We start from the raw sequence: 25,715 nt of genomic DNA, 5'->3' as shown, positions 1-25,715 counted from the left end.
CAATTCCAAAAACAGGAAAAGGGAACCAACGTGAAACGCCTCCTAGCCTCGTCGCTTGCTGTTGCGCTGTTTGCCGCTGCCGGTGCTGCCAGCGCGCAGACGCTGAACATCGCCTTTGCCGATCCCCTTTCGTCGCTCGACCCACAGTTGAACAACCACGCAGGGGACCGTTCCGTCGACGTGCATTTCTGGGATCTGCTGGTCGAGAACAAGTGGAACAAGCTGCAGCCCGGCCTGGCGCTGTCGTGGAAGACCCTGGACCCGAAGACGTGGGAATTCAAGCTGCGCCCAGGCGTGAAGTGGCACGACGGCCAGCCGTTCACGGCGGATGACGTCATCTTCTCGTACCAGCGTGCGCGCAGCGTGCCGGGCAGCGTGGCGACGTTCGCCGGCTATCTGCGCACGGTGGAATCGGTCACGGCCAAGGACCCGCTCACGCTCATCATCAAGACGAATATCCCGAACCCCGACCTGCCGCTGAACCTGGCGTCCGTGCACATCGTCAGCAAGCACGTGGGCGAGAAGTCTTCCACCGAGGACTACAACGCCGGCCGCGCCGTGGTAGGCACCGGCCCGTACAAGTTCGTCTCGTACGTGCCCGGCGACCGCGTGGTGATGGCGCGCAATGACAGCTACTGGGGCGGCAAGCAGCTCTGGGAGAAGGTCAACTACCGCTACATCAACAACGCCGCCGCACGCACGGCCAACCTGCTCTCCGGCGAGGTGGACGTCATCGACAAGGTGTCGGTATCCGACCTCGCGCGGCTGCGCCAGTCGCCCAACGTGAAGGTGTTCGCCTACCCCGGCCTGCGCGTGATGCTGCTGCAGCCAAGCTTCCGCAAAGGCGAGAACCCGTACATCACCGGCAACGACGGCAAGCCGCTGCCGAACAATCCGCTGCTCGACGTGCGCGTGCGCCGTGCGCTGTCGCTGGCCATCGACCGCAAGGCCATCGTCGACCGCATCCTGCAAGGCGCCGCCACCGTCGCCAACCAGTGGATGCCGTCGGACACGTACGGCTACAACCCGGATGTGAAGGACATCGCCTATGACCCGGCGCAGGCCAAGAAGCTGCTGGCTGACGCAGGCTTTCCGCAAGGCTTCAACCTCGTGATGCATGTGCCGAACGACCGCTACCCGCAGGGCCCCGAAACGGCGCAAGCGGTGGCGCAGTTCTGGACCCGCATCGGCGTGAAGGCACGCGTGGAAGTGGTGCCCTGGTCGGTCTACTCCGGCCGTGCCAACAAGAATGAATATGCGATGAGCATGCTGGCGTGGGGCAACGGTACGGGTGAGGCCAGCTACGCGCTGGTCAATGTGCTGACCACAGTCGACACGAAGAAGGGCCTGGGCGCCTCCAACTGGGGGCACTACAGCAACCCCGCCGTGGACAACGCGCTGAACGCCTCCACTGAAGAATTCAACGTCGAGAAGCGCGCGGCCATCCTGCGCCACTCGGTCAGGCTGGTGTCGGATGACGTGGGCGTGATGCCGCTGTACCACTATCAGAACGTGTGGGCCGCCAAGAAGGGCCTGAAGGTGACGCCGATGACGAGTGATCGCACCGCGGCTCAAATGGTCGTCAAGGACGGCAAGTAAGCGCCATGGGAACGTTCGCGCTCAGCGTCACACCGGTAGGTGACCTGATCGACGTATCGCGCAGCATCGTCGTGACGGGGCTCGCACCCGGCGCACAGGTCGGCATCGTGGCGCAAACGCGTCGTGGCAATGGTGTGCTATGGCACAGCCGCGCCGCATTCGTTGCCGATGCGCAAGGCACCGTCGACCTGACGCGCGACGCGCCTGTTTCGGGTGACTACAGCGGCGTCAGCGCCATGGGCATCATCTGGAGCCAGCGCCCGGAAGACGGGAAGGCGCGCGAGGTGTTTCCGCAACCCGTGACGCAGCCGCTGACGACCGCACTCACGGCCACTGCCAACGGCGAGTCGGTCCATGCGAGCTTCGTGCAACGGCTGGCCGCGCCGGGTGTGACGCGCCACGATGTGCGTGACGACGGTTTGGTCGGCACGCTGTACCTGCCCGACCCCTATGCGCACCCGGGCCCGCGCCCGGCCGTGCTCATCCTGAATGGGTCGGGCGGCGGCATCAACGAGCCGCGTGCGGCGCTGTATGCCTCGCACGGTTATGCGGCCTTTGCGCTGGCGTACTTCAAGGCGCCGGGGCTATCGGACTACATCTCGAACACGCCGCTGGAGTACTTCGAGCGCGCGCTCGCGTGGCTGCGCAGGCGCGTGGGACCGCTGCACGACTTCGTTGCCGTGAGCGGCCAGTCGCGCGGCGGCGAACTGGCGTTGCTGCTGGGCGCGACATTTCCCGAAGCGGTGTCTGCGGTGATCGGCTACGTGCCTGGCGCCGTCGTGCACAGCGGGCAGAACGCCGCCGACCCCGCCGTCGGCCGCGAAGGCCCGACATGGCTGTATCGCGGTCAGCCGCTGCCGCACCTGTGGGAAGGCAATCGCACCGCGACCTGGGCGCCTTTTGACGAAGGCCCCGCACCGCATCGGCATGAACGCGCCATCCGCACCGCGCTGCAAGATGCGGATGCGGTGGCACGCGCGCGCATCCGCATCGAACGCGCACGTGGGCCGGTGCTGCTGCTCTCCGCAACGGATGACGGCTCGTGGCCTTCGGGCGACTACTCGCGCATGGTCACCGCCAAGCTGGCCGAGGTACGCCACCCTTACCCCGTCCATCACTTCGACTACGAAGGCGCAGGCCACGCCATCGTCTTCCCGTACGTGCCAACCACGCAGCTCGTCTACGCGCACCCGGTGTCGGGCCGCATCAGCACCGGCGGTGGCGAGCCACGCGCCAACGCCCGCGCCGACGCCCAATCGTGGGCCGCGGTGCGACGCTTCCTCGCCAGCGCGGTGGCCGCGCGCGGCGCCTCCGTACCCGATTCCCGGAGTCTTTCATCGATGGATTTCACGCCTGCACAAGACGTGGTCGACCACGTTGCTGGCCTGGGCGACGGCAGCCCCACGCATGCGCTGCGCCACGCCCGCGAAAAAGTCGCAACGGCGACACAAGGCAGCTACGAAGCGCTATTCGACGTGGCCCTGCCCGGCCTCACGGCGGGCGAACGCCTGCTCGTGGCGCTGTACACCTGCCGCCTGACACCCGCGCCCGAACTGGCCGAGCACTACCGCGCGCGCCTGGCGAGCACGCCGGTCGACGCAGAGGCCCTGCAAGCTGTCGAGCACGGCGATGTAGACACGCTGACCGACGCGCGCCTGCGCGCCGTACTCGCCTTCACCCGCACGCTCGTCGAGCGCCCCATCGAAGGCGACCGCGATGCGCTGTTGCGCCTGCCCGCAGCGGGCCTTGCCACAGCCGACGTCGTGACGCTCGCGCAGCTCATCGCGTTCCTGTCGTATCAGACACGGCTCGTAGCCGGTCTGCGCGCGCTTCGCGAAGCCGCCGGCACCGGTCGCGCCACCGCCTCCACGGAGACCGCAGCATGACCGAGATCATTCGCGCCCACGGCTTCACCAACGAATCGCTTGAGTGGCAAGCGTGGCTCGATGTGGTCGACCTCGATCGCGCCACGCCCGAGCAGATCGCCGTGCTGGAAGAAAGTCACCCAAAGGCGAAAACGTCCGACTACTACCGCTTTCTCGTTCACCAGCCCGAGATCCTGCGTCAGCGCTCGGCGGCGTTCAACGCGATCATGTATGCGCCAGGTGGCCTGTCGCGCGCAGAACGCGAACTCGCCAGCGCAGTGGTGTCGCGCGTAAACGGCTGCGTGTATTGCGCGTCGGTCCACGCGCAACGCTTCGAGCAGCTTGCCAAGCGCAACGACGTGATCAAGCAGGTCTTTGAAGACCCGCATATCGCAGGCACCAATGCGCGTGAGCGCGCCATCGTGCTGTTCTCGATCGACCTGACGCTGCACCCCGGGGATGTGCGCGGCGAAGACCTGCAGCCGCTCAAGGCCGCTGGCCTGACGGACGCGGAGATTCTCGACCTGATACACGCCGTGGCCATCTTTGCGTGGGCGAATCGACTGATGCTGAATCTGGGGGAACCCGTGTTTCCGGACGCGGCCTGAGCCAGGCAGCATCGCCGCAAGAAAAGAAGCCGCAGGCGAAAACCTGCGGCTTTTGTGTTACTGGCGGGCTAGTGCACGCGGTCCGTCATCGGCACGCGCATGCCGTCAGTATAGGAATCGAATTTTCCGGCCTTCGCGCCGTCCGCATAGACGTCGAATTTCGTGGCGAGTCCGCCATCGGTGTAAGGATTGCGCGCGTCCATGGAGGCGCTGCCATCCGTGTACACGTCCCGTGTGGCGCTCGCATGCGCCACGGGTGCACCCAACGCAGCGGCGGTCACCGCGACGAGGGCCCACAGTCTCTTATCCATTTCACACCTCCTTTCATGCAGGATGGGTTTTCTGCAACCAACGAACCAAAATGAGCATGCTCACGACGCTGGTCTCACGTTCTGGTTGACACGGAATAGGTTGCCCGGATCGTATCGGGCCTTGATCGCTGCCAACCTGGGATAGTTGTCACGATAGGTGGCCTGCACCCGCTCCTGCCCTTCGTCCATCATGAAGTTCACATAGGCGCCGCCTGCCGAGTAGGGGTGCAGAGCGTCCCAGTACCCCTTGCACCAGTTGGTAATGCGCTCGCGCTGGGCAGGATCGGGGTCAACGCCCACGATGACGGCCGCCCACTTCGAATCGCGGTAGGCAAACGGTGTTTCCTTGCGTCCCATGCGATGCACGGCAGCATCGATCGGATACAGGTGCATCGTGGAGTGCATGGTCGGCAGTTGCGAACCATGTTTCACATGCAGCGCGATGGCATCTTCCGGCAGGTCGTTGACGAAGTCGGCGCGCCAGTACCACTGCAGGCCGGGCGGATATAAAGCATCAAAGGCGGTTTGCAGCATCGGATAGGGCATGGTCCCTACGCCGTACAGCGCTGGTTGCTGGGCTCGCACTGGCGCGAATGCCTCTTCCGCACCTGCCGGGTCGCCTGTGTAGCACCACACGACGGCGCACATCTTCTGCAGATGCAGCGCCGGCGGAAACGGCGGTGCTGGCGGCACAGTAAGGAACGCAAAGAAGCCGTTGAGTTCGGGCGGCGCCTTCGGCAGGAAGTCGCGATACCAGCGCAGCACCTCGGCGGCTCGGTCCAACGGCCACAGCGTGGGGCCCGCGACCACGTTGCTCACCGCATGCAGGCGGAACTCGAATGAGGTCACGACACCGAAGTTGCCGCCGCCGCCGCGCACCGCCCAGAACAGATCCTCGTTGGCGCGCGCATTGGCGGTGACGAAGCTGCCATCGGCGAGCACGATGTCGACCGACAGCAGATTGTCGATCGTTAGTCCAAAGCGCCGCGCCAGGTGGCCGATCCCTCCCCCCAGGGTCAGCCCACCAACGCCGGTGGTGCTGATGACACCGGCCGGCGTTGCCAGACCGAACGCGTGAGTCGCATGATCGACATCACCCCAGGTACAGCCGCCTTCGGCACGCACCGTGTGTGCGAAAGGATCGACGCGAATACCGCGCAGACGGGCCAGGTCGATCACCAGACCGTCGTCGCACACGCCAAGACCGCCGCCGTTGTGAGCCCCCCCGCGCACGGCCAGCAGTAAGCCGTTGTCGCGCGCAAAGTTGACTGAAGCAATCACGTCAGCCACATCCGCGCACTGGGCGAAGAAGCGCGGCCGCTTGTCGATCATCGCGTTGTAGACGCGGCGCGCTGCGTCGTAGTGAGGATCGCCGGGTTCGACGAGCGGCCCCCGCAACTGCGCACGGAAAGCCTGCACCGTGGTGTCTTCGATCATGTTGGTCTCCTCAGCGAGCGTGGCCAGGCCGCTCTGGCAGGGTCTGCAGAGTGGTGGAAAATCAGGCGGGCGAATGGTGATGGAAGTCTAGAAAGGGGCCGTCGTCCGTTCTATCCGCTGCCTTGATCATTTTTGTGCGGCGGTCGATCGGCCCCGGGATAGTCAATACTGACTATTTGTTTTGCCCTGTCTTCGGCCTTCAATAAAACGCAATGGCGGCATGGCCCGTCGGTGCATCAGGAGGGAAGACAAATGCCGCTGTTTCTCATCGAACGCCAGTTTGCGGAAGAATTGGAGATCGGCGCCGCGAGCGTGGCGAATATCCAGCACATCAATGCAGATGTGGGTGTGAACTGGGTCTTCTCGTTTCTCTCGGCCGACCGCAAGAAAACCTATTGCCTGTATGAAGCGCCGAGCGCAGATGCCATCCGACAGGCGGCGCACTTGGCAAGCCTGCCTGCCGACGTCGTGATCGAGGTGACCCAAGTGCGTCCGGAGAGCTTCGTGTGACGCTCTGCAACCATGCACTGCACTCGCTGCCACCGCTTGTGCCGACCGGACGCGAAGTTTTGCGACGGCTGCGGCACGCCGCTGCCGGCGGGATCTGCATCACCTGGTGACGGTGCCGCCAACACCGACAGCGCATCGGCTACGGCGCGCTTCGTTGGCCGTGAGCATGAACTCGAGGTACTAGGCCGCCTGCTGACGCGAGCGCAAGACGGCACCGGCGGCATTGCGGCGTTGGCGGGGGAACCCGGTATCGGAAAAACGCGCACCGCCGAAATCGTTGCCCAAGAGGCTGAGCGGCACGGTATGCAAGCGCTGTGGGGCCGCTGCAACGAGGAGCCAGGCGCACCGCCCTACTGGCCTTGGCAACAGCTCGTGCGGGGCTGGATCGCCTCGCACGACGAAGGCTGCATCCGCCAAGCATTGGCCTGCGGAGTCGCCCCGCTCGCGGAAATCGTGCCGGACCTTGCCGACCGGCTGCCCGATCCCGTGCGTGACCGCGCTATTGCCACGCCAAGTACCGAAGTCGCCCAGGCACGCTTCCGGCTGTTCGACGCCGTGAACACCTTTTGGCAGCGCGCGGCGCAACAACATCCGCTGCTGCTCATTCTCGACAACCTGCACTGGGCCGACGCGTCGTCGCTGCGCCTGCTCGAATTTCTTGCGCCCGACCTGTGCGGTAGCCGCATTCTGCTGCTCGTGACGTACCGCGATGTCGAACTATCGAGACAGCACCCGCTGTCGGCCACGCTGGGTGAACTGGCGCGCCAACCGCGCTTCGAACGGTTGCGCCTGAGCGGGCTGACCCATGCCGAAACAGCGCACATGATGGAACTGGCCGGTGGTGCGACCCTCGCGCCCGCGCTGGTCGATGCGATCCATGCGCAGACGGAAGGCAACCCCTTGTTCGTCGGTGAAATGACGCGTCTGCTGGCACAGGAAGATTCAGCGGCCAGCACGGGCTATGTACTGCGCATCCCGGAGGGCATCAAGGAAGTCATCGGCCGCCGCTTGAATCGCTTGTCCACGAACGCCAATAAGGTGCTTACCGCAGCGGCGGTCGTCGGGCGCGCATTCGAGTTCCGTCTGCTGATCGCGTTGGCGGACGATGTCGATGAAGACATCTGCAGCGCCGCCATAGACGAAGCCCTGCAGGCTCGTCTGGTTGAGGCCTTGCGCGAACCCGGCCACTATCATTTTGCCCATGCCCTGTTCCGCGAGACCCTCTACGACGAGATTCCCATCCCTCGGCGCAGCCGGCTCCACCTGAAGCTGGCGCACGCCATCGAGATGATCCACGGCGATGACCTCGAACCGCACCTGCCAGCGCTGGCCTATCACCACTGGGCAGCCCTGCCCGGAGGGGACGCCGCGCTGGCGGTGGATTACGCGCAACGTGCGGCGCGGCGTGCAGACCGCCAGCTCGCGCACGAAGAGTCGGCACGCTATTGCCAGATGGCACTGCAGGCCATGGACGCTGGCAGCGGTCTATCGCGCGACACGCGCTGCACCCTGCTCAATGCGCTAGGCGCCGCGTACAGCCACGCCGGCGATTGGCTCCAGGCCATGCAGACGTTCAAGGAGGCGGCCCGCCTGAGCGCGGAGTGCGGCAATGCAAGGGAACTCGCACACGCCGCGCTCGGTTTCGAAACGGCGAGTTGGGCGCCAGGACTGCCTGGCGGCCCGGCGGCCGAACTCCTGCGCGAGGCCCTCGCGGCCCAGGGCACCGGCGAGCCCGTGATGAGCGCCCGCCTGCTGAGCGCCCTGGCGCGCGCGCTCATCTTCAGCGGCGAGGAGGCGCAAGCAAGCCGGGTGCACGAGCAGGCCATCGCAGTGGCACGACGGGCTGGCGACCCCGCAACACTGGCCGACACCCTGGTAGCCACCGTGTCGCTGCGCTGGCAGCAGGAGCACATTGCCGAGCGCATCGCCGCATCGGATGAAGCCTACGAACTGGCCAGGCAGGCCGGTGACCGCACACTGATGTGCGCAACACGTGCGTGGCGTTTCTTCGATGACTTTGAACTCGGGGACATGGCATCCTGGCGAGCAAATCTCGAGGAATACGAGCGCAGTGGCGAGACGCTGCGCCAGCCCTTCATCCATTACACCGGCAGCATGTCGCGCGCCATGCATGCACTGTTCGAAGGACGTTTTGCCGATGCAGAGCGCCTGATACCGAACGCATACGAGATCGCGCGACGCATGCCTGGCATGGATGCCGCCGGCGTGTACGGCGTCCAGATGTTCATGCTGCGCCGCGAGCAGGGCCGCCTGCTCGAGGTGGCCCCCCTGGTGGAATATTTCGTTCAGCACACCAGCGCGATGGAGATCTGGCAGCCGGGCATCGCCTTGATGCATGCCGAGCTTGGCCAGATGGAGGCAGCACGGAAAAAATTTGACACGCTCGCCAACGCCAATGCCGACTTCCGCGCGATCGCGCGCGATGGCGTCTGGGTGGCCAGTCTCACGTATCTGGCCATCGTCTGTCATGCGCTTGGCGACGCCGCTCGGGCGACGACGCTGTACCAACTGCTTGCTCCGTTCAGTAGGCGCAACCTCGTGTTCGGCACCGCGATCGCGTCATTCGGCGCAGCCGACGCGATCCTGGGCGCATTGGCCGCAACGATGGGCGACTGGCCGCAAGCACAGCAACACTTCGAAGCCGCACTGGCGATGAACGAGCGCCAAGGTGCAAGGCCGGCGCTCGCGCGCACGCGTCTGCACTTTGCACAGATGCTCTTGCGTCGTGGCGAGCCGGGCGATCTCGATCGTGCCGATGTTTTGTTGACCGCCGCGGAAGACGAGGCCGCAATGCTTGGGATGGCAGGTTTGCCTGCACACATCGAGGCCGCAAGAACGTTGGCCAAGGCTTCTGCGGTGGAGCATTACCCAGCGGGATTGAGCCGGCGGGAAGCCCAGGTGCTGCGCCTGGTCGCGCAGGGCAAGGGCAACCGCCAGATTGCCCGTGAGTTGTTTGTCAGCCCCAACACTGTGGCGAACCACGTGAGCAGCATCCTCAGCAAGACGCACAGCGCCAACCGGGCGGAGGCGGCTGCGTTTGCCATCCGCCACGCGTTACTGTGAGTTCGATGCCGCTGTGGCAGACCGTTAGACGATCGGCAACTGTCGCACCGGCTTGCCCGTCAACTGCGCGACCGCATGGGCCACGGCCGGCCCGATGGGCGGCACACCCACCTCGCCCATCCCGCTGGGCTCTGCCGTGCTCGGCACGATGTGCGTTTCGATGACGGGCGTCTCGGCCATCTTGAGCGCCGGGTAGTCGGGGAAATTCGACTGCACGACCTGGCCGTCCTTGATGTCGATCCGGCCATACAGCGCCGCCGTCAGGCCAAAGATGACCGCGCTTTCCATCTGCTGCGCGACGATGCCCGGGTTGACCACCGTGCCGCAATCGACCGCGCAGACGACGCGATGCACGCGCGGCTTGCCGTCTTTCATCGACACCTCCACCACCTGCGCGACCACGGAACCGAAGCTCGGGTGCAGAGCAATGCCGCGCGCACGCGGTGCGCCGTCAGCGGCCGGTGCCAGCGGCTGCCCCCAGCCGGCTGCCTGTGCGGCCGTGTCCAGTACCTTCAACTCACGCGGATGGGCCTTCAGCAAGTCACGCCGCATCGCCAATGGGTCAAGCTTGGCCGCGGCCGCCACGTCGTTGAGAAAGCCCTCCATGAAGAACCCGTTGTACGAGTGGCCAACGCTGCGCCAGAACCCCACGGGAACCGGCAGCTCGACTGCCAGGTGCGCGATGTGCTCGTGCTCGATTTCGTAGGGCAGATCGAACAAGCCTTCAGCGGTGTAGCGGTCGATGCCCACCGACGGCGCACCGAACAGGCGATCCAGCTCGCCCGCCAGGATCGATTGTCCGGCGCTGCGCGACGCGATCGCCGTGACCTTGCCGTTCTCGACACGCGCCTTGAGTCGGGCGATGGCCTGCGGGCGATAGAAGTCGTGGCGGACGTCCTCTTCGCGCGACCAGATGACCTGGACGGGCTTGCCTCCGGTCTTCGTGGCGATGGTCACGGCCTGGCCGACGAAATCCGACTCCAGCCGCCGCCCGAAACCGCCGCCGATGAGCGGGATGTCGATATGCACCTTGTCGCCGCTCACCCCTGCCGCGCGCGCCGCCACCAGCTGTGCCAGCGTGGCCACCTGCGTGGGGGCCCAGAGATGCACGCCGTCCTGCGTCACCTGCGCGGTGCAGTTGATCGGCTCCATTGTGGTGTGCGCAAGATACGGCGCGGTGTATTCAGCCTCGACGATGGTGGCGCCCTCGGCCTTGTCAAAGGCCTTCAGGCCATCGCCCATCGATCGATATGTGAAGCCGCCTTTGTCGCTATCGAGTGCACTGACGAGTTGTCGCCGAATGCCCGCGGAATCGAGCTTGGCATGCGGGCCGTTGTCCCACACGGGCTCGAGCGTTGCCAGCGCCTGACGCGCCTGCCAGTAGTGGTCGGCCACCACCGCGACGCCAGGTGCGCCACCGGCTGTGCCCTCGAACGGCACGACGTAACGCACACCGGGCATGCCAAGCGCCGCTTTCGATTGAAACGTCTTGAGCTTGCCGCCAAACACCGGGCACATCACGACGGCGGCATACAGCATGCCGGGCAGGCGCGTGTCGATGGAGAAGCGCGCACTGCCATCCGTCTTCGCGGCGAGATCGTTGCGCGGTGCCGGCTTGCCGATCAACTGGTATTGCGAAGCCGGCTTGAGCGTGACGTTGGACGGTGCGGAAATACCGCGCGCCGACTTGGCCATGCCGCCAAACGTGGACTGCTTGCCGCCGGGGCCGATCAACTGGCCTTCACGGATGCTCACTTGCGCAGCCGACACATTCCATTCGCGCGCTGCTGCTTCCACCAGCGCTGCACGCGCCGTGGCGGCGGCCTCACGCACGGGCTGCCAGCCGTCGGCGGTGCTGCTGCTGCCGCCGGTAATGATCAGACCGATCTCGCGCGCACTCTTGGCCATGATCCAGTGCAGTGCGCGTGCCCAGGTTTTGTCGGCGCTGTCGGGATGCAACGGCAACGAGCTGTCGCCCATGGCGACCACGTTGCCGTAGATGCGCTCCACCGGCGAGCTTTCGATGCTCACGCGCGCGAGTGGAATGTCCAGCTCTTCCGCCGCCAGCATCGACAGCGCGGTGTGGATGCCCTGCCCCATCTCCACACGCGGCATGGCAAGCACGACGTTGCCTTCGGGCGTGATCTTGATCCAGCCGTTCAGCGCAATCTCGCCGTTGTGCTCGGGAAAGAGGGCCGGATCGCCCACGCGGCTGCGCGGCGGCATCACGCCCCAACCCACCACCAGTGCGCCGCCAATGCCGAGCGCACCCAGCAGGAAACGGCGGCGCCCGCTACGCGGTTTCGTTGCCTTCGCGTTCATGCGCGGCCCTCCCGCAACGCCTTGGCAGCGCGCTTGATGGCAGCGCGCATGCGCGGATAGGTGCCGCAGCGGCAGATGTTGGTCATGGCCGCGTCGATGTCGGCATCGCTCGGGTCAGGGTGTTGGGCAAGCAAGTCCGCCGCGGCCATCAGCATGCCGGATTGACAGTAGCCGCACTGGGGCACCTGCTCATCCACCCAGGCTTGCTGCAGCGCGTGGCGTTTGCCTTCGCCGCCGGCCAGGCCCTCGATGGTAGTGATGTGCTTGCCGGCCACAGCCGCCACCGGCAGCACGCAGGACCGCACGGCCGCGCCGTCCACGTGTACCGTGCATGCGCCGCACGCCGCAACGCCGCAGCCAAATTTGGTGCCGGTCAGGTTCAGGTGATCACGCAACACCCACAGCAGGGGCGTGGCCGGGTCGCAATCAACGCTGACCGGCTTGTGGTTGACGTCCAAATCCATGGGGCGGTGGTCTCCTTGTCTTTTGTGATTTTTTTTTGCTGACCAAGCGTACGTTCAAACGGCTGAGGTCAGCAATAGTGGTCACCCTCGACATGGCAACCGCCCGGAACGCAAAAAGGCCCGAGCACTTGCGCGCTCGGGCCTTGGATTCTTGGCGGAGAGAGGGGGATTCGAACCCCCGATAGGTTATTAACCTATACACGCTTTCCAGGCGTGCGACTTAAACCACTCATCCATCTCTCCGAAGCCCGCGATTGTAGCACACCATACGGGCTCGCCAAGGTCCGCTCAAACAAAAGGCCCGGTCTCCCGACAAGGCCTTTTGCAGCCCACCGCCGACACGTCTTGCGTGGTCGGCATCCCCTCGCGTAACTCAATGCAGCGTGGCCTGCGTATCGCTCATCAGCAGCGTCTGCGTAATCTGATCGCGAATCGACTGCGCTTTCAGCAGCAGGCGCAGGGCAATATCGGCGCCACGGCTATTGGCCACGTGCTCGATAAACGCGGTGCGTGCGCGTTCATTCAACGTGGCAACGTGCGCGGCTTCGGACCACACCCGCCACGCGGCGGGCTGACCGGCAAACTGCTCGCGGCGGCGGAGCAGGTCCGAGTCAATGGCAGCGGCAATCTCGACGTCTTGAATGGTGCGATTCATGATGGCCCCCTTGCGGTCTGTGCTGATTCTGCAATCTGTGCGTGGCGCCCTGTGCCGGGCGTGCCAGCCTCAATATGCAACCTCCATGCCAATACCAATGCGCCGCTCAATGGGCGCTTTCTGCATGCATGCGTTGTCGTTTTGATCCGTTTGAAACGCCCTGTTGACGGGGGTTGGCGGACGGCATCCCTACGTTGGTGGGGTGCAAAATCCTCATCCGAAAACGGCTGCGCGAGGCCGCTCGTTACGCGGAACGTTACGTTACGCGCGGGGTGTTCTGTGCCCCACCACACGAGCCACGCCGCCGTACAACGCCATCTGCAGGTGACGTGTCGATAGGCATGCTTGGTGCTTTATCCATGCGCCCAAGCCCGCTGGCGCGCGGTCGGTCGTGTCACCCACCCCTCTTCTGCGCCGGCCTCTTCGCTTGCTTCGCTTTCCCACCGGGAGCGATCAGTCGCGTGCCGCCACCCTCAGCACGTCGGCCATTCCCCCCAACACAACAAAAGCATTCAAGAGGAGACACCCCATGCAGATGGGCAACCCACGCGTGCGGCGCGGCCGCATGCTGATGTCGGTGCTGCTGTGCGCGGCGCTTTCGCTGTCGGGCTGCGGCGGCGATAACGGCTCGACCGTCGCCAACAGCACCCCCGCCGATTCAAACACCACCACGCAGCCAACACAGCCGGCGCAGCCCGCCGCAGTCAACTGGACCACGCTTGGCACACGCGCCGCACCCGCGCAACCAGGCACGTCCATCACAAGCAACGCGGGCGCCAAGTGGGTCGACTACAACCCGCCCGCCCTCTACGCAGGCGTCGCGCGGCAGGCCACGCAATCCATCACGATGCCCGACGGCACGAAGCTCGCGGCGTATGTGACCTTGCCGGCCGATGCATCGGGCAACGCAGCGACGGGCACCTTCCCGACGGTGCTGGTGCAGACCTCGTACAACGGCGGCAACGCGCAATACGAAGCATCGATCGGTGCAGCGCTGGGCGCGGCCGACCCGTACATCGTCCAGCACGGCTACGCGACGGTGGTGGTGGACGTGCGTGGCACCGGCCAGTCGCAGGGCGCGTGGGACGCCTTTGGCGCCGATGAGCAAAGCGACTACGGCCACGTGGTCGACTGGGTGACGCAGCAATCGTGGAGCAACGGCGCCATCGGCCTCTACGGCGTGTCGTACCTCGGCATCACGACGGTCATCACGGCGGCGCAGAACCATCCGGCGGTCAAGGCGGCCTTCCCCATCGTGCCGATTGGCGATGGCTACCGCGACATCGTCTTCACGGGTGGGCAGACCAACCTGACGTTCATCCCGGCGTGGTTCGGGCTGGTGTCGGTACTGAGCCTGACCGATCCGACGCTGGTGACAGACCCGACCATCGGTCTGCCGGCCGTGCTGCAGCACCTGGTGTCTGCGGTAACGACGTTCCAGTTGCCGACCATGCTGCAGGCGCTGCTCGGCACAGCGGCCACGGCCTATGACGGCGCGTTCTGGGCGACGCGCTCGCCGCTGGAAAACGACGGCAAGATCCAGGTGCCGACCTTCGTGGTGGGCGGCCTGCACGATCTTTTCCAGCGCAGCGAACCGCTCACGTACGAGAGCATCAAGACGCAGGCACCTGCCAAGCTGCTGATCGGCCCGTGGACGCATCTGCAGGCCGCGTTAGGCAGCGGGTTGCCGGCCGATGGTGTGCCGCCGCTGAACCACATTCAGTTGCAATGGTTCGACCAGTACGTCAAAGGCATGAACGTGGGCGCAGATGCGCTACCCAACGTCACTCAATACGTGACCGGCCACGGCCACTACGCCAGCGCCACGGACTGGCCGCATCCGCAAGCGCAGGCGCAGCAGCTCTTCCTGCGCGGCGACAAGAGCCTGTCGACCACCGCGCCGGGCGCCAACGAAGCGTCAAACAAGGTGGTGCAGCAGCCATTGAACGGGGCTTGCTCGATCAGCCTGTCGCAATGGACGGCCGGTTTGACGGGGTTCATCCCGCTACCGTGCCAGACCGACGACACCCTTGCTGAAGCCGCCGATGTGAAGTTCGAAACGCCGCCCATGCCAGCCGATGTCTACCTCAACGGGCCGATTGAAGCGGATGTGTGGGTCTCGACCACCGCGCCGGACGCCGGTGTGTCGGTACGCATCGACGACGTGGATGCCGCGGGCAATGTCACGCCGCTCACCGATGGACTCCAGACGGCTTCGCTGCGTGCGGTGGACGCCAGTCGTTCGCGCACGATGAACGGCCTGATGATCCAGCCGTGGCATCCATTCACACCCAGCTCCGTGCAGGCGCTCATACCGGGCCAGGCTGTGATGGTGCCGGTCGAGGTGTTCCCGACCAGCGCGCTCATTGCCAAGGGCCACAAGCTGCGGGTGGCCGTGGGCGCGAGCAACCTGCCGCAAGGCGTGCCGCCGCTGCCCACACTGCTCAACTCGCTGATCGGCGTGCTGACGATCTATAGCGATGCGGCCCATCCGTCCAAGGTCGTACTCCCTGTGGTGCCGGCCACGGCGCTGTAGCAAACGCCTCGCATACCGGCGACCTGACGGCCCGCCTCGGCGGGCCGTTTTCTTTAAGCCGTAGGCACGATCAAAATATCTAGCGTCCAAATACATACGTAAAACCATGCATCATGCACCGACACAAATAAATAAATATATCCGGCTTTAGGTAACCCAAATACGGTAGGAAAACGTTGGCGTAATACAGTTTGCATAACCCATCCCACGATTCGGAATTATGTCCAGCCAAGCCTTGCCCGATAAGGTTTCACCGGCAAAACAATGGCCCTCCCATTGCATTAAGTGAAAACACGTATGAAGAATGTTATTCAGGATTTTCTTTTCGATGCCGATAACCCCGTGGAGACCGGAAAATCCAACCAAGACAAATCGGTCACACCGTGACACAACCTGCATCTTTCTCAAGTACGCAGCCCTTGCACATAACAAACGTGGTCGTCGACCGTCTTTCTCAAGCCGCTCCGGTGCGCGACCCCATCTCGATTCATTCTGCAAACCGGAGGACGCTGTGAACCTTTCTCAGATGACCATCAAGGCCAAGCTCACCATGGGCTTTGGCGTGCTGGCCGCCATCGTCGTCGTGGTATCGGGCATGTCGTTGCGGGCCCTGTCCGAGTCGACCGAGGGATTCTCGAACTACGTGCACGGCATCAGCGCCCGCGCAGACGTCGCCAACGACGTGCGCACGGCGGTGGACCGCCGCGCCATTGCTGCACGCAACCTGGTGCTCGTGGTCACGCAGAAAGACCTGGATCTGGAAAAGGCTGACGTCTTTCGTGCGCACGAGGATGTGAAGAACAAGCTCAAGCAGCTCAATGACTTGATTGCGGGTGCCAAGGACGCCAGCGACCGCGCCCGTACGCTCGTGGAAGACATCAACCGCGTGGAAGCGCAGTACGGCCCCGTGGCGACCGACATCGTCGGGCTGGCACTGGCCGGCAAACGCGACGAAGCCATCCAGAAGATGGACGACGAATGCCGTCCGCTGCTGGCCGCCCTCATCAAGACCACCGATGCGTACGCCACCTACACGCACGAGCGCCAGGAACAGCTCGTGCAGGCATATGAGGCGCAGTACGTCATGCAGCGCAATCTGCTGGCCGGCCTGTCGATCGGCGCGGTGCTGCTGGCAGTGGTCGCGGGCATCATCATCACGCGCTCGATCACGCAGCCGATCCGCACCGCCGTGGATGTCGCCCGGACGGTGGCACGTGGTGACCTGAGCAGCCGCATCGAGGTGCAAGGCAAAGATGAGACGAGCCACTTGCTCTCTGCCCTGCGTGACATGAATGGCCGCCTGACCGAGATCGTCGACAAGGTGCGCGACAGCAGCAGCAGCGTCGCCGGCGCGGCCAAACAGATTGCCGCCGGCAATGCCGACCTGAGCCAGCGCACGGAAGCCCAGGCATCGTCGCTGCAAGAAACGGCCGCCAGCATGGAAGAGCTGACGTCCACCGTCAAGCAGAACGCCGAAAACGCACAGCACGCCACCGCACTCGCCTCGACCGCGTCGGACGTGGCGCTGAAAGGCAGCACGGTCGTCAGCCAGGTCGTGTCCACCATGCAGGACATCAGCGACCGGTCGAGCAAGATTGCCGACATCACCGGCATCATTGAAGGCATCGCATTCCAGACCAACATCCTCGCGCTGAATGCCGCCGTGGAAGCCGCGCGCGCAGGCGAACAGGGCCGCGGCTTTGCAGTGGTCGCCAGCGAGGTGCGCAGCCTGGCGCAGCGTTCGTCAACAGCGGCCAAGGAAATCAAGGAACTGATCGCCTCGTCGGTGGAACGCATTCACGATGGCTCCACGCTGGCAGGCGAAGCCGGTGAGACCATGACGGAGGTCACGCAAGCCGTGGCCCGCGTCACGCACATCATGGAAGAGATTGCCGCCGCGTCGGTCGAGCAGAGGCGCGGCATCGAGCAAGTCAACCAGGCCATCTCGCAAATGGATGAAGTCACGCAGCGCAATGCGGCGCTGGTGGAAGAAGCCGCAGCCGCATCGCAATCGCTGCAGGACCAGGGGCAAGAGCTGAACGCAGCAATGTCTTTTTTCCGCGTCGACCGACACGCCGTACACGCCTGATCCGGGCATCGCAGTAGCTGTCATCTCCAAGCTGTCATTGCGCCTGCCGCCAAAAGGCCGCGGGCGTTTTCTTTGTGTCCTGTGTCTTTCGTTAGGCCGTCGTTCGTGACTTCCGCCGCATTGGCGGGCTTGCATGCGCGACGCAAAGTGGACTGGCCCCTGCAAAGCACGCGACGGGGCAGACCAGGGCCGCGCACGGCCCACCCTGCCGACGAAGGCCATCATGCGACACAACAGCCCACACCAGCGACGCAGCCCGCCCCGCGCCATCCGGCCGCGCATGCCACGTAACGGCGGGAGGCCGGCATGATCCCGCTCGCCCTCTCGCACTGGCTGCGCCTGCGCGCGGTGCCGCAGGCGCACCCCATCCCAGCCCTCGCTGACCAGTTGCGTGAAGAATGCGAGGCCATGGCCCGCTACGCCCTGCACCACGGGCTGCCGGTCGCACCGGAACTCATCGCCCAGCTTGGCGGGCTGATCGACCGGCAGATGCCGCCGCATGCCACACCGCACCACGCGCTGGCGGCCATCCACCGCAAGCTTGCAGCCGCCATCGCACCGGCCACGCCGCAGGCCGTCACACTGCTCGACGCGCAGCATCGAAGCGATCATCCGTTCGCCTGGCTCGGTCCCGTGCCGTTGATCCGGCTGCTGACCGGCGCCGCGATCGTCTTCCTGATCGCCGTGATTGCCACCGGCATGTCGCCCGACGTGTCGAGCGCGAACATCGACCGGGGTTTCCTGCATGCGGACGGCACACGCCTGCTGTGGAACACGCTGTTCCTGCTGTTCTGCGCGGGCCTGGGGGCCTCGTTTGCCACGCTGTTTCAGGCACATCGCTACGTGGCCGCCTCCACGTACGATCCGAAATACGACGCCTCCTATGGCGCACGGTTGATCCTGGGGGTGATTGCCGGGTTGATCCTGGTCGAGATGCTGCCGGCGCAACTGTTCGATCAGGGCAGCATGCACAACTTCGGCAAACCGGCGCTCGCGATGCTGGGCGGCTTCTCTGCCACCGCCGTGCATCGGCTGCTGCAGCGGCTGGTGGACGCGCTGGAAACACTCGTGCGCGGCGACCGCTCGGCCGATGCCGACGCCGCCATGCAGACCTACCGTGCCCGCGCCGCCAGCGAGCGTACGCAGTGGCAAAGCGAACTCGCCGCCAACCTGATCGATCTGCAACAGTCGCTTGACAGCACGACTTCACCCGAGGCGATGCGCAAACGCCTGGCCGACTTCACGCGCGCCATGCTCGCCGCCAGCGACCCGGCGGCCGCCGCTCCCCCGTCTTTGTCCACCCGGCCATCCAAGGAGTGACCTCATGCTGTTCCTCTACAACATCCCCGCATGGGCGATGGGCGCGGTCATCGTCTTCGCCACACTGTTCGTGGCATTGGGTGGCTACGGGCTGTTCCGCCGCATGTTCCCGGTCGCGCTCGACGCCGAACAACGCAACATGACCATCGCCATGATGACGGCCGTCACCACCATCAACTCGTTGCTGGTCGCGTTCTCGGCCATCTCGGTATGGGGAGCGTATCAAGCCGCCGCCGACATCGTGGCCGCCGAGGCTGCGTGCGCCACAGAACTTGCGCGCGATCTCTCGGCGTTCTCGCACCCGAGCGCCACAACCGCGCGGCACGAGCTGGTGACCTACCTGGAACACGTCGTCCATGACGAATGGCCAAGCATGCAGCAACAATCGCGTCCCGATGCCGACACGGAGGCTGCGTTCAGCAGCATGTTCGCCACCGCTAACCGCATCACACCCCGGGACGATCGCGAGCGGGTCCTGCTGATCGAGGTGCTCGCCCGCGTCAACGAGATGGTGAAGTTCCGAGAGAAACGCCTGCAGAACCTGGAAGCCGCCATGCCCGGCACGCTCTGGGGCGTGATGCTGATCGCCAGCGGCTTGTCGCTGTTGCTGCTCTATGCCCTGCCTGCCACGCGTTTTCACATGGCGCTGGTGGCCGTGTGGGCTACCACGCTGGGCCTGGCGTTCTTTTTTGTGCTGGCTGTGGACCGGCCCTTTGCAGGCGAAGTCAGCGTAAGTGCGGCGCCGCTCGAGCGTGCCATCCAGACGCTATCGAACGACAAACCGCGGACGAGTCCCTTAACCGATTGAGCGCGCACCGCCTCGCCGTGCCGCCCCACTCGCGTTGCGGGCTGGCGGGAGAGGTCAGCCCCGGGGCCGGAGCCCCCCACGCTTTGGCCCCGCCCTTTGCCGGCTCGTCGGGAGCCGGCTTTTTTACAGCGGATCGCGAATGTAGCCGACCAGCTTGTCGACCACCGGCCGGTTCGGCTTGGTCAGTAGGCTCACGACAATCGCTGCAACAAAACCCGCTGGCACGCCGAACGCGCCCGAGGCAATCGGGTCCACGCCAAACCAAGGCTGGCCCAGCACACCCGTCATGCGCGTAAAAAACGGATAGTTGGCAATGATGTAGTACACGCTCACGGCCAGCCCAGTCAGCATGCCCGCGATGGCACCGGCACGATTGGTGCGCTTCCAGAACACGCCCAGCACCAATACCGGAAAGAAGCACGACGCAGCCAATGAGAAAGCCGCCCCGACCAGAAAGAGAATGTTGCCCGGCTTCAACGACGTCACATAAGCCGCCAGCAACGCCACACCCAGCAAGACCACCTTGGCGCTCGTCACGCGCCGCTGATGGCTCGCCGTGTTGTCGATCATGTGGAAGTACACGTCGTGCGACAGGGCGTTTGCGATGGTCAGCAGCAGGCCATCGGCCGTCGACAGCGCCGCCGCCAGCGCACCCGCCGCAATCAGCCCGGACAACACGTAGGGCAGCCCGGCAATCTCGGGCGCGGCCAGCACAACCATGTCCGGCTGCAACATGACTTCCGCCCACTGCACGATGCCGTCGCCGTTGATGTCATGCAGCGCAAACACGGGCGGATCGACCTTGCGCCACGGCACGATCCACTGCGGCAGGTCGGCAAACGGCGCCCCAACCAGGTGCTGCAACAGATCGAGCTTGACGAGCGCCGCCAGCGCCGGCGCCGACACGTACAGCAGCGCCACGAAAACCAGCGTCCAACTCACTGAATTGCGGGTCTCGCGCACCGACGGCGTGGTGTGAAACCGCGTGAGGATGTGCGGCAGGCTGGCCGTGCCCACCATCAGGCAGAACACCAGCAGCACGAAGTTCAGCCGCTCGGTGCCACGCTCGTGTTCCGACGCCGACGGGAATGGCTCGGTGGATGGCGGCGCCACGCGGCTGCGTGCCAGCGCGTCTTCGCGTTGCTGGTTCCAGAGGATCGACGCGGTGGCCGCATCGGGCGGGAACGCTTCGCGCTCGCGCTCCAGCGCCTTGATCTCGCGAAGTGGCGCATTGCGTTCGCGGGCAAGTTTGAGCTGCGTGTTCAGTGTGTCCCGCGCATGCTCAAACGACTGCGGCAGCTGCGAGATGCGCTCCTGCAGCGCCTGCGCCTCGCTCAGGAACTGGTCGCGCACGTGCTGCTCGGCAGGGTCATGCGCGATGCGCCGCTCCTCCTTTTCGATCTGCACCAGCAGGCGGCCCGTCGAAAGCTGCGGCACCGGATCGTGATACCGATGCCAACCGATGATCGATACCACGCCCAGGAACGACACGATCATGATGATGTACTGCGCCACCTGGGTCCAAGTCACGGCACGCATGCCTCCCAGGAACGAACACACCAGAATGCCCGCCAGCCCAAAGAACACGCCCACCGAAAACTCCACGCCGATAAAGCGCGTGACCACCAGCCCCACACCCTGGATCTGTGCAACGAGGTAGACGAACGAACAGAGCGTCGCGCCCAGCACCGCGATGCCACGCACGACAGAACTGCCGCCGCGCTCTCCGTTGCCGTAGCGGTTGGCGAGAAAATCCGGCACCGTGTAACCACCGAACTTGCGCAGGTACGGCGCCAAGAGGAACGCGACGAGGCAGTAGCCGCCCGTCCAACCCATCACATAGGCGAGGCCCTCATAGCCCGAGGCGAACACGATGCCTGCCAGGCCGATGAACGACGCGGCGCTCATCCAGTCAGCCGCGGTGGCCATGCCGTTGAAGAACGCCGGCACGCGGCGCCCCGCCACGTAATACTCGGTCAGATCGGCCGTGCGGCAGATCAGTCCGATGCACGCATAGATGGCAATGGTGACGAACAGGAATACATAGCCGAGCCACACGCCCGCCCCGCGCACGCGCTCGATCGCGCCCATCATCGCGATGAAGAGCAGCAGCCCTACGGTATAGAGCCCGTAATACAGAAACAGCCGCTTGCGGAAGCGGCTGTCCTGTTGGGAGTCGGTGGCCAAGGTGGGCGGCCAGCGCTGGCGGTTAGCGCGTTTCCTTCAGTTGATCGAGGATGGCCGGGTTCTCCAGCGTGGACGTGTCCTGCGTGATGTCCTCGCCCTTGGCCAGAGACCGCAGCAGGCGGCGCATGATCTTGCCCGAACGCGTCTTGGGCAGGTTGTCGCCAAAGCGGATGTCCTTGGGCTTGGCGATCGGACCGATCTCCTTGCCCACCCAGTTGCGCAGCTCCGTGGCGATCTGCTTGGCCTCATCGCCCTCGGGGCGCGAGCGCTTGAGCACCACGAACGCGCAGATGGCTTCGCCGGTCATGTCATCGGGGCGCCCGACCACGGCGGCCTCGGCCACGATCGGGTTGGACACCAGCGCCGACTCGATCTCCATCGTCCCCATGCGGTGGCCCGAGACGTTCAGCACATCGTCGATGCGGCCCATGATGGTGAAGTAGCCGGTGTCCTTGTCGCGGATGGAACCATCACCCGCCAGATACAGCTTGCCGCCCAGCTCTTCCGGGAAGTAGCTCTTCTTGAAGCGCTCCGGGTCACCCCAGATGTTGCGGATCATCGACGGCCACGGGCGCTTGACGACGAGGATGCCGCCCTGCCCGTTCGGCACGTCCTGGCCCGTTTCATCGACGATGGCGGCCATGATGCCCGGCAGCGGCAGCGTGCACGAGCCCGGTACCAGCGGCGTGGCGCCCGGCAGCGGCGTGATCATGTGGCCGCCGGTTTCGGTCTGCCAGAACGTATCCACGATCGGGCAGCGGCCGCCGCCAATGTTCGTGTGGTACCACATCCAGGCTTCCGGGTTGATCGGCTCGCCCACGGTACCCAAAAGGCGCAGGGTGGAGAGGTCGTACTGCTTCGGGTGAACCTTCTCGTCAGCTTCGGCCGCCTTGATCAGCGAGCGGATGGCCGTCGGTGCGGTGTAGAACGTGTTGACCTTGTGGCGCTGGATCATGTCCCAGAAGCGGCCGGCGTTCGGATACGTTGGCACACCCTCGAACACGACTTGCGTGGCGCCGGCAGCGAGCGGGCCGTACGCAATGTAGCTGTGGCCCGTCACCCAGCCGATGTCGGCCGTGCACCAGAAGATGTCGTCGGGTTTCAGGTCGAACGTCCACTGCATGGTGAGCAACGCCCACAGCAGGTAGCCACCCGTGCTGTGCTGCACGCCCTTCGGCTTGCCGGTCGAACCCGAGGTGTAGAGGATGAACAGCGGATGTTCTGCGCTCACCGGCGTGACTTCGCAGGTGTCGGGCTGGCCCGCCTCGACCTCGTCCATCGCGCGGTCGCGGCCTTCCACCCAGTTCACGTTGCCGTTGGTGCGGCGATAGACGATGACGTGCTTGACTGCGTCGGTGCCTTCCATGGCGAGCGCTTCATCGGCGATGGCCTTGAGCGGCAGCGCCTTGCCGCCGCGCATCTGTTCGTCCGCCGTGATGAGCGCCACGGCACCCACGTCGACGATGCGTTCCTGCAGCGACTTGGCCGAGAACCCGCCGAACACCACCGAGTGCGTTGCACCGATGCGCGCGCACGCCTGCATGGCAATAATGCCTTCCACCGACATCGGCATGTAGATCACGACGCGGTCGCCCTTCTTGATGCCCAGGGCCTTCAGGCCGTTGGCGAAGCGGCAGACGCGTGCGTGGAGTTCGCGATACGTGATGCGCGAGACCTTGGCGTCATCCGTTTCGAAAATGATGGCGACCTTGTCGGCGTTGCCGTTCTCAAGGTTGCGTTCGAGGCAGTTGTACGAGGCGTTGAGTTCGCCGTCTTCAAACCATTTGTAGAACGGTGCGTTGGATTCATCCAGCACCTTGGCGAAGGGCTTGTGCCACAGCAGGTGCTCGTGTGCCAGACGCGCCCAGAAGCCTTCGTAATCGTGCTCGGCTTCGGCACACAGCGCACGGTACGCCTCCATGCCGGCGATGTTTGCCTGTTTGACAAAGGATGCGGGCGGGTCGAACACGCGCGTTTCCTGCAGGACAGATTCAATGCCAGCCATGGTGTCTCCTGATAGCGATGTCTGTAGTCGTTTTGCGGCGAATCTAAGGGGCTGACCTGACTCCAGCCTTACGCATTTCTGCACCGCAAGACGACGCGAAGGGCATTACTATAATGCGTCACTTCACGTTACGGCACGCATCGCAGCGCAACATGACCGGCCAGAGAGCCGCGTCCCGTGCCGGTTTCCACTGATTTCCCATCGTGCCCATCCACGCCCTTTTCCTGATTGCTGCCATGGCATTGGTCGGCAGCAACGTCGGTTTCGGTAAATCGATCGTCGCCGTCATGCCGGTGATGCTGTTTGCATTGCTGCGTTTTCTGATTGCCATCGTTTGCATGGCGCCGTGGTACAAGCCCTCGCGCATGCGCCGCGTGACCCGCGGCGAGTGGACCAACCTGTTTCTCCAGGCTTTCTTCGGTACGTTCGGTTTCACGCTGCTGATGCTGAACGGCGTCCGGCTGACATCGGCGCTGGCTGCGGGCATCATCACCAGCACGATTCCGGCCTCGGTGGCGTTGCTGTCGTGGCTGGTACTGCGCGAGAAGCCGTCGGGGCGCACGCTGGCGTCGGTGGCGCTGGCCGTGGCGGGCGTCGCCATTCTCAACGCCTATCGCGGGGGCGAATCTTCGGGCGCTGTGCCTGCCGATGCCACGCAAGCGCTGCTGGGCAATGCGCTGGTGATGGGCGCGGTGTTATGCGAATCGATCTACGTGATCCTGTCGCGGCGGCTGACACAAACGTTGCCCGCCATCGAGATCTGCGCCTACACGCATTTGATCGGCGGCCTGCTGATGCTGCCGCTGGGGCTGATGCCGCTGCTCACATTCGATATGTCGAATGTGCCGCTGTCCATCTGGGGCCTGGTGCTTTGGTATGCGCTGTCGGCCAGCATCTTCTCGTTCTGGCTGTGGATGAAGGGCATTCGGCACGTGCCGGCCCACCTTGCGGGGGTGTTCACCTCGGTGCTGCCGATTGCGGCTGCCACTTACGGCATCGTCGCACTGGGCGAGACGCCAGGCTGGCCGCACGGCATCGCGCTGGGGTGCGTAGTGGCAGGCATCCTCGTGGCAAGCTGGCCTGCACGGCCACGCCAGCCGATACAGCGTGGGCGACAGCGCAGCCGCGTGGCCGATCCGCTGGACCCGCTCGATCCGTCGCTGGATCGCGAATAATGCGCGTCGCAATCGTTTTCCCGTCAGCGGTTTTGTCATCGCGGAACGTTACAATCGCACGGTTTTCCGCCCCCCTCCGTTCCGCCAATGAAGTCGCCCACCGCTCCGCTGCGCCCGATCCCGCGCCTGATCTTCTTTTCCCGCTGGCTGCAACTGCCGCTTTACCTGGGGCTGATCATCGCCCAGGCAGCGTATGTGTACCTGTTCGTCGTCGAGGTCTGGCACCTGGTTTCGCACCTGGGCGACATGGACGAAACCAAGATCATGCTGGCCGTGCTGGGCCTGATCGACGTGGTGATGATCTCCAACCTGCTGGTCATGGTCATCATCGGCGGGTACGACATCTTCGTATCCAAGCTCGGCATCGAGGGGCATGAAGATGAGCCCGAGTGGCTGGACCACGTCAACGCGGGCGTGCTGAAGGTCAAACTGTCGATGGCGCTGATCAGCATCTCATCGATCCACCTGCTCAAGACGTTCATCGACGCGGCCCAGAAAGACACGCACACGATCCTGTGGCAGGTGGCGATTCACGTGGCGTTCCTGGTGTCTGCGCTGGTGATGGCCTGGGTGGATCGCATCGTTTCGCATGCGCATCCGCACGGCGAGGCTGGCAACGCACATTGACGCGGCGCCCTTGCTGGCGCGGCGATTCCGACGAACGCGCTCGGACAATCCACGCCCGACATTGGGTGTATGATCTCAGGCTGTTCTGAGCCTGCGGCGCCCGCCGTCCAGGC

Annotated in this window: 18 protein-coding genes and 1 tRNA gene; 11 read left to right on the top strand and 8 right to left on the bottom strand. The window is 64.7% G+C overall.

The window, feature by feature from the left end; genetic code table 11:
* Positions 1-30: 30 nt before the first annotated feature.
* Genes R2N16_RS19265 through R2N16_RS19255 form a run of 3 tightly spaced genes read left to right on the top strand, consistent with a single transcriptional unit; the run spans position 31 to position 4,072 of the window.
* Positions 31-1,599, top strand: coding sequence for an ABC transporter substrate-binding protein (locus tag R2N16_RS19265; RefSeq protein WP_316667597.1), 1,569 nt, complete (start codon positions 31-33; stop codon positions 1,597-1,599).
* Positions 1,600-1,604: 5 nt separating this feature from the next.
* Entirely contained in the window at positions 1,605-3,485 is a 1,881-nt protein-coding gene (locus R2N16_RS19260; protein WP_316667594.1) for a CMD domain protein, read from the top strand.
* A complete protein-coding gene (locus R2N16_RS19255; RefSeq protein ID WP_316667593.1) occupies positions 3,482-4,072 on the top strand; it encodes a peroxidase-related enzyme in 591 nt (196 codons plus the stop codon). The genes R2N16_RS19260 and R2N16_RS19255 overlap by 4 nt, the downstream gene beginning before the upstream one ends.
* Before the next feature lie 68 nt (positions 4,073-4,140).
* On the opposite strand, the gene R2N16_RS19250 is transcribed toward R2N16_RS19255, so the two are convergent.
* Entirely contained in the window at positions 4,141-4,383 is a 243-nt protein-coding gene (locus tag R2N16_RS19250) for a hypothetical protein (RefSeq protein ID WP_316667591.1), read from the bottom strand.
* A gap of 60 nt (positions 4,384-4,443) precedes the next feature.
* A complete protein-coding gene (locus R2N16_RS19245; protein WP_316667589.1) occupies positions 4,444-5,820 on the bottom strand; it encodes an FAD-binding oxidoreductase in 1,377 nt (458 codons plus the stop codon).
* Between the two features lie 252 nt (positions 5,821-6,072).
* On the opposite strand from R2N16_RS19245, the gene R2N16_RS19240 reads away from it, so the two are divergent.
* Positions 6,073-6,330, top strand: a complete 258-nt coding sequence (locus R2N16_RS19240; protein ID WP_316667586.1) for a DUF4242 domain-containing protein — start codon at positions 6,073-6,075, stop codon at positions 6,328-6,330.
* A gap of 12 nt (positions 6,331-6,342) precedes the next feature.
* A complete protein-coding gene (locus tag R2N16_RS19235) occupies positions 6,343-9,414 on the top strand; it encodes an AAA family ATPase (protein WP_316667584.1) in 3,072 nt (1,023 codons plus the stop codon).
* A 24-nt stretch (positions 9,415-9,438) separates the two neighbouring features.
* Here the strand turns inward: R2N16_RS19235 and R2N16_RS19230 are convergent, their stop codons facing one another.
* The 4 genes from R2N16_RS19230 to R2N16_RS19215 form a co-directional block, all read right to left on the bottom strand.
* Entirely contained in the window at positions 9,439-11,736 is a 2,298-nt protein-coding gene (locus tag R2N16_RS19230; protein ID WP_316667582.1) for a xanthine dehydrogenase family protein molybdopterin-binding subunit, read from the bottom strand.
* Positions 11,733-12,200 carry a (2Fe-2S)-binding protein gene (locus tag R2N16_RS19225; protein ID WP_316667580.1) on the bottom strand — a complete coding sequence of 156 codons (468 nt, stop codon included), beginning with the start codon at positions 12,198-12,200 and terminating at the stop codon, positions 11,733-11,735. The genes R2N16_RS19230 and R2N16_RS19225 overlap by 4 nt, the downstream gene beginning before the upstream one ends.
* Before the next feature lie 152 nt (positions 12,201-12,352).
* Positions 12,353-12,443, bottom strand: a tRNA-Ser gene (locus R2N16_RS19220).
* Between the two features lie 130 nt (positions 12,444-12,573).
* Positions 12,574-12,855 carry a DUF7696 family protein gene (locus R2N16_RS19215; RefSeq protein ID WP_316667578.1) on the bottom strand — a complete coding sequence of 94 codons (282 nt, stop codon included), beginning with the start codon at positions 12,853-12,855 and terminating at the stop codon, positions 12,574-12,576.
* A 529-nt stretch (positions 12,856-13,384) separates the two neighbouring features.
* On the opposite strand from R2N16_RS19215, the gene R2N16_RS19210 reads away from it, so the two are divergent.
* The 4 genes from R2N16_RS19210 (at position 13,385) to R2N16_RS19195 (ending at position 19,608) form a co-directional block, all read left to right on the top strand.
* Positions 13,385-15,391, top strand: coding sequence for a CocE/NonD family hydrolase (locus tag R2N16_RS19210; protein ID WP_316667577.1), 2,007 nt, complete (start codon positions 13,385-13,387; stop codon positions 15,389-15,391).
* 526 nt (positions 15,392-15,917) lie between these two features.
* Positions 15,918-17,480: a methyl-accepting chemotaxis protein gene (locus tag R2N16_RS19205; RefSeq protein ID WP_316667750.1), complete on the top strand. Its 1,563-nt coding sequence runs from the start codon at positions 15,918-15,920 to the stop codon at positions 17,478-17,480.
* Positions 17,481-17,786: 306 nt separating this feature from the next.
* Positions 17,787-18,800 carry a hypothetical protein gene (locus tag R2N16_RS19200; protein ID WP_316667575.1) on the top strand — a complete coding sequence of 338 codons (1,014 nt, stop codon included), beginning with the start codon at positions 17,787-17,789 and terminating at the stop codon, positions 18,798-18,800.
* 4 nt (positions 18,801-18,804) lie between these two features.
* The gene (locus R2N16_RS19195) at positions 18,805-19,608 is read left to right on the top strand and encodes a bestrophin-like domain (protein ID WP_316667573.1); all 804 of its coding nucleotides are present in this window, start codon (positions 18,805-18,807) and stop codon (positions 19,606-19,608) included.
* A gap of 123 nt (positions 19,609-19,731) precedes the next feature.
* On the opposite strand, the gene R2N16_RS19190 is transcribed toward R2N16_RS19195, so the two are convergent.
* A complete protein-coding gene (locus R2N16_RS19190) occupies positions 19,732-21,795 on the bottom strand; it encodes a sodium:solute symporter family protein (protein ID WP_316667571.1) in 2,064 nt (687 codons plus the stop codon).
* A gap of 22 nt (positions 21,796-21,817) precedes the next feature.
* Positions 21,818-23,800, bottom strand: coding sequence for an acetate--CoA ligase (gene acs, locus R2N16_RS19185; RefSeq protein ID WP_316667569.1), 1,983 nt, complete (start codon positions 23,798-23,800; stop codon positions 21,818-21,820).
* Between the two features lie 203 nt (positions 23,801-24,003).
* Here acs and R2N16_RS19180 point away from each other — a divergent pair, with 203 nt between their 5' ends.
* Positions 24,004-24,975, top strand: coding sequence for a DMT family transporter (locus R2N16_RS19180; protein WP_316667567.1), 972 nt, complete (start codon positions 24,004-24,006; stop codon positions 24,973-24,975).
* Positions 24,976-25,062: 87 nt separating this feature from the next.
* Positions 25,063-25,602: a TIGR00645 family protein gene (locus R2N16_RS19175; RefSeq protein ID WP_316667565.1), complete on the top strand. Its 540-nt coding sequence runs from the start codon at positions 25,063-25,065 to the stop codon at positions 25,600-25,602.
* Positions 25,603-25,715: the final 113 nt, after the last annotated feature.

Origin of the sequence: Ralstonia psammae (assembly GCF_958405935.1) — a bacterium.
GTDB classification, from domain to species: Bacteria; Pseudomonadota; Gammaproteobacteria; order Burkholderiales; family Burkholderiaceae; genus Ralstonia; species Ralstonia psammae.
The sequence above is the reverse complement of the archived record's forward strand: the minus strand, read 5'-3'. Positions and strand labels throughout refer to the sequence as shown.

Excerpts from the sequence above, each read along its gene's own strand:
- R2N16_RS19260 (WP_316667594.1), top strand. The coding sequence starts at position 1,605 with ATGGGAACGTTCGCGCTCAGCGTCACACCGGTAGGTGACCTGATCGAC.
- R2N16_RS19255 (WP_316667593.1), top strand. The coding sequence starts at position 3,482 with ATGACCGAGATCATTCGCGCCCACGGCTTCACCAACGAATCGCTTGAG.
- R2N16_RS19250 (WP_316667591.1), bottom strand. The coding sequence starts at position 4,383 with ATGGATAAGAGACTGTGGGCCCTCGTCGCGGTGACCGCCGCTGCGTTG.
- R2N16_RS19245 (WP_316667589.1), bottom strand. The coding sequence starts at position 5,820 with ATGATCGAAGACACCACGGTGCAGGCTTTCCGTGCGCAGTTGCGGGGG.
- R2N16_RS19240 (WP_316667586.1), top strand. The coding sequence starts at position 6,073 with ATGCCGCTGTTTCTCATCGAACGCCAGTTTGCGGAAGAATTGGAGATC.
- R2N16_RS19235 (WP_316667584.1), top strand. The coding sequence starts at position 6,343 with ATGCACTGCACTCGCTGCCACCGCTTGTGCCGACCGGACGCGAAGTTT.
- R2N16_RS19230 (WP_316667582.1), bottom strand. The coding sequence starts at position 11,736 with ATGAACGCGAAGGCAACGAAACCGCGTAGCGGGCGCCGCCGTTTCCTG.
- R2N16_RS19225 (WP_316667580.1), bottom strand. The coding sequence starts at position 12,200 with ATGGATTTGGACGTCAACCACAAGCCGGTCAGCGTTGATTGCGACCCG.
- R2N16_RS19215 (WP_316667578.1), bottom strand. The coding sequence starts at position 12,855 with ATGAATCGCACCATTCAAGACGTCGAGATTGCCGCTGCCATTGACTCG.
- R2N16_RS19210 (WP_316667577.1), top strand. The coding sequence starts at position 13,385 with ATGCAGATGGGCAACCCACGCGTGCGGCGCGGCCGCATGCTGATGTCG.
- R2N16_RS19205 (WP_316667750.1), top strand. The coding sequence starts at position 15,918 with ATGACCATCAAGGCCAAGCTCACCATGGGCTTTGGCGTGCTGGCCGCC.
- R2N16_RS19200 (WP_316667575.1), top strand. The coding sequence starts at position 17,787 with ATGATCCCGCTCGCCCTCTCGCACTGGCTGCGCCTGCGCGCGGTGCCG.
- R2N16_RS19195 (WP_316667573.1), top strand. The coding sequence starts at position 18,805 with ATGCTGTTCCTCTACAACATCCCCGCATGGGCGATGGGCGCGGTCATC.
- acs (WP_316667569.1), bottom strand. The coding sequence starts at position 23,800 with ATGGCTGGCATTGAATCTGTCCTGCAGGAAACGCGCGTGTTCGACCCG.
- R2N16_RS19175 (WP_316667565.1), top strand. The coding sequence starts at position 25,063 with ATGAAGTCGCCCACCGCTCCGCTGCGCCCGATCCCGCGCCTGATCTTC.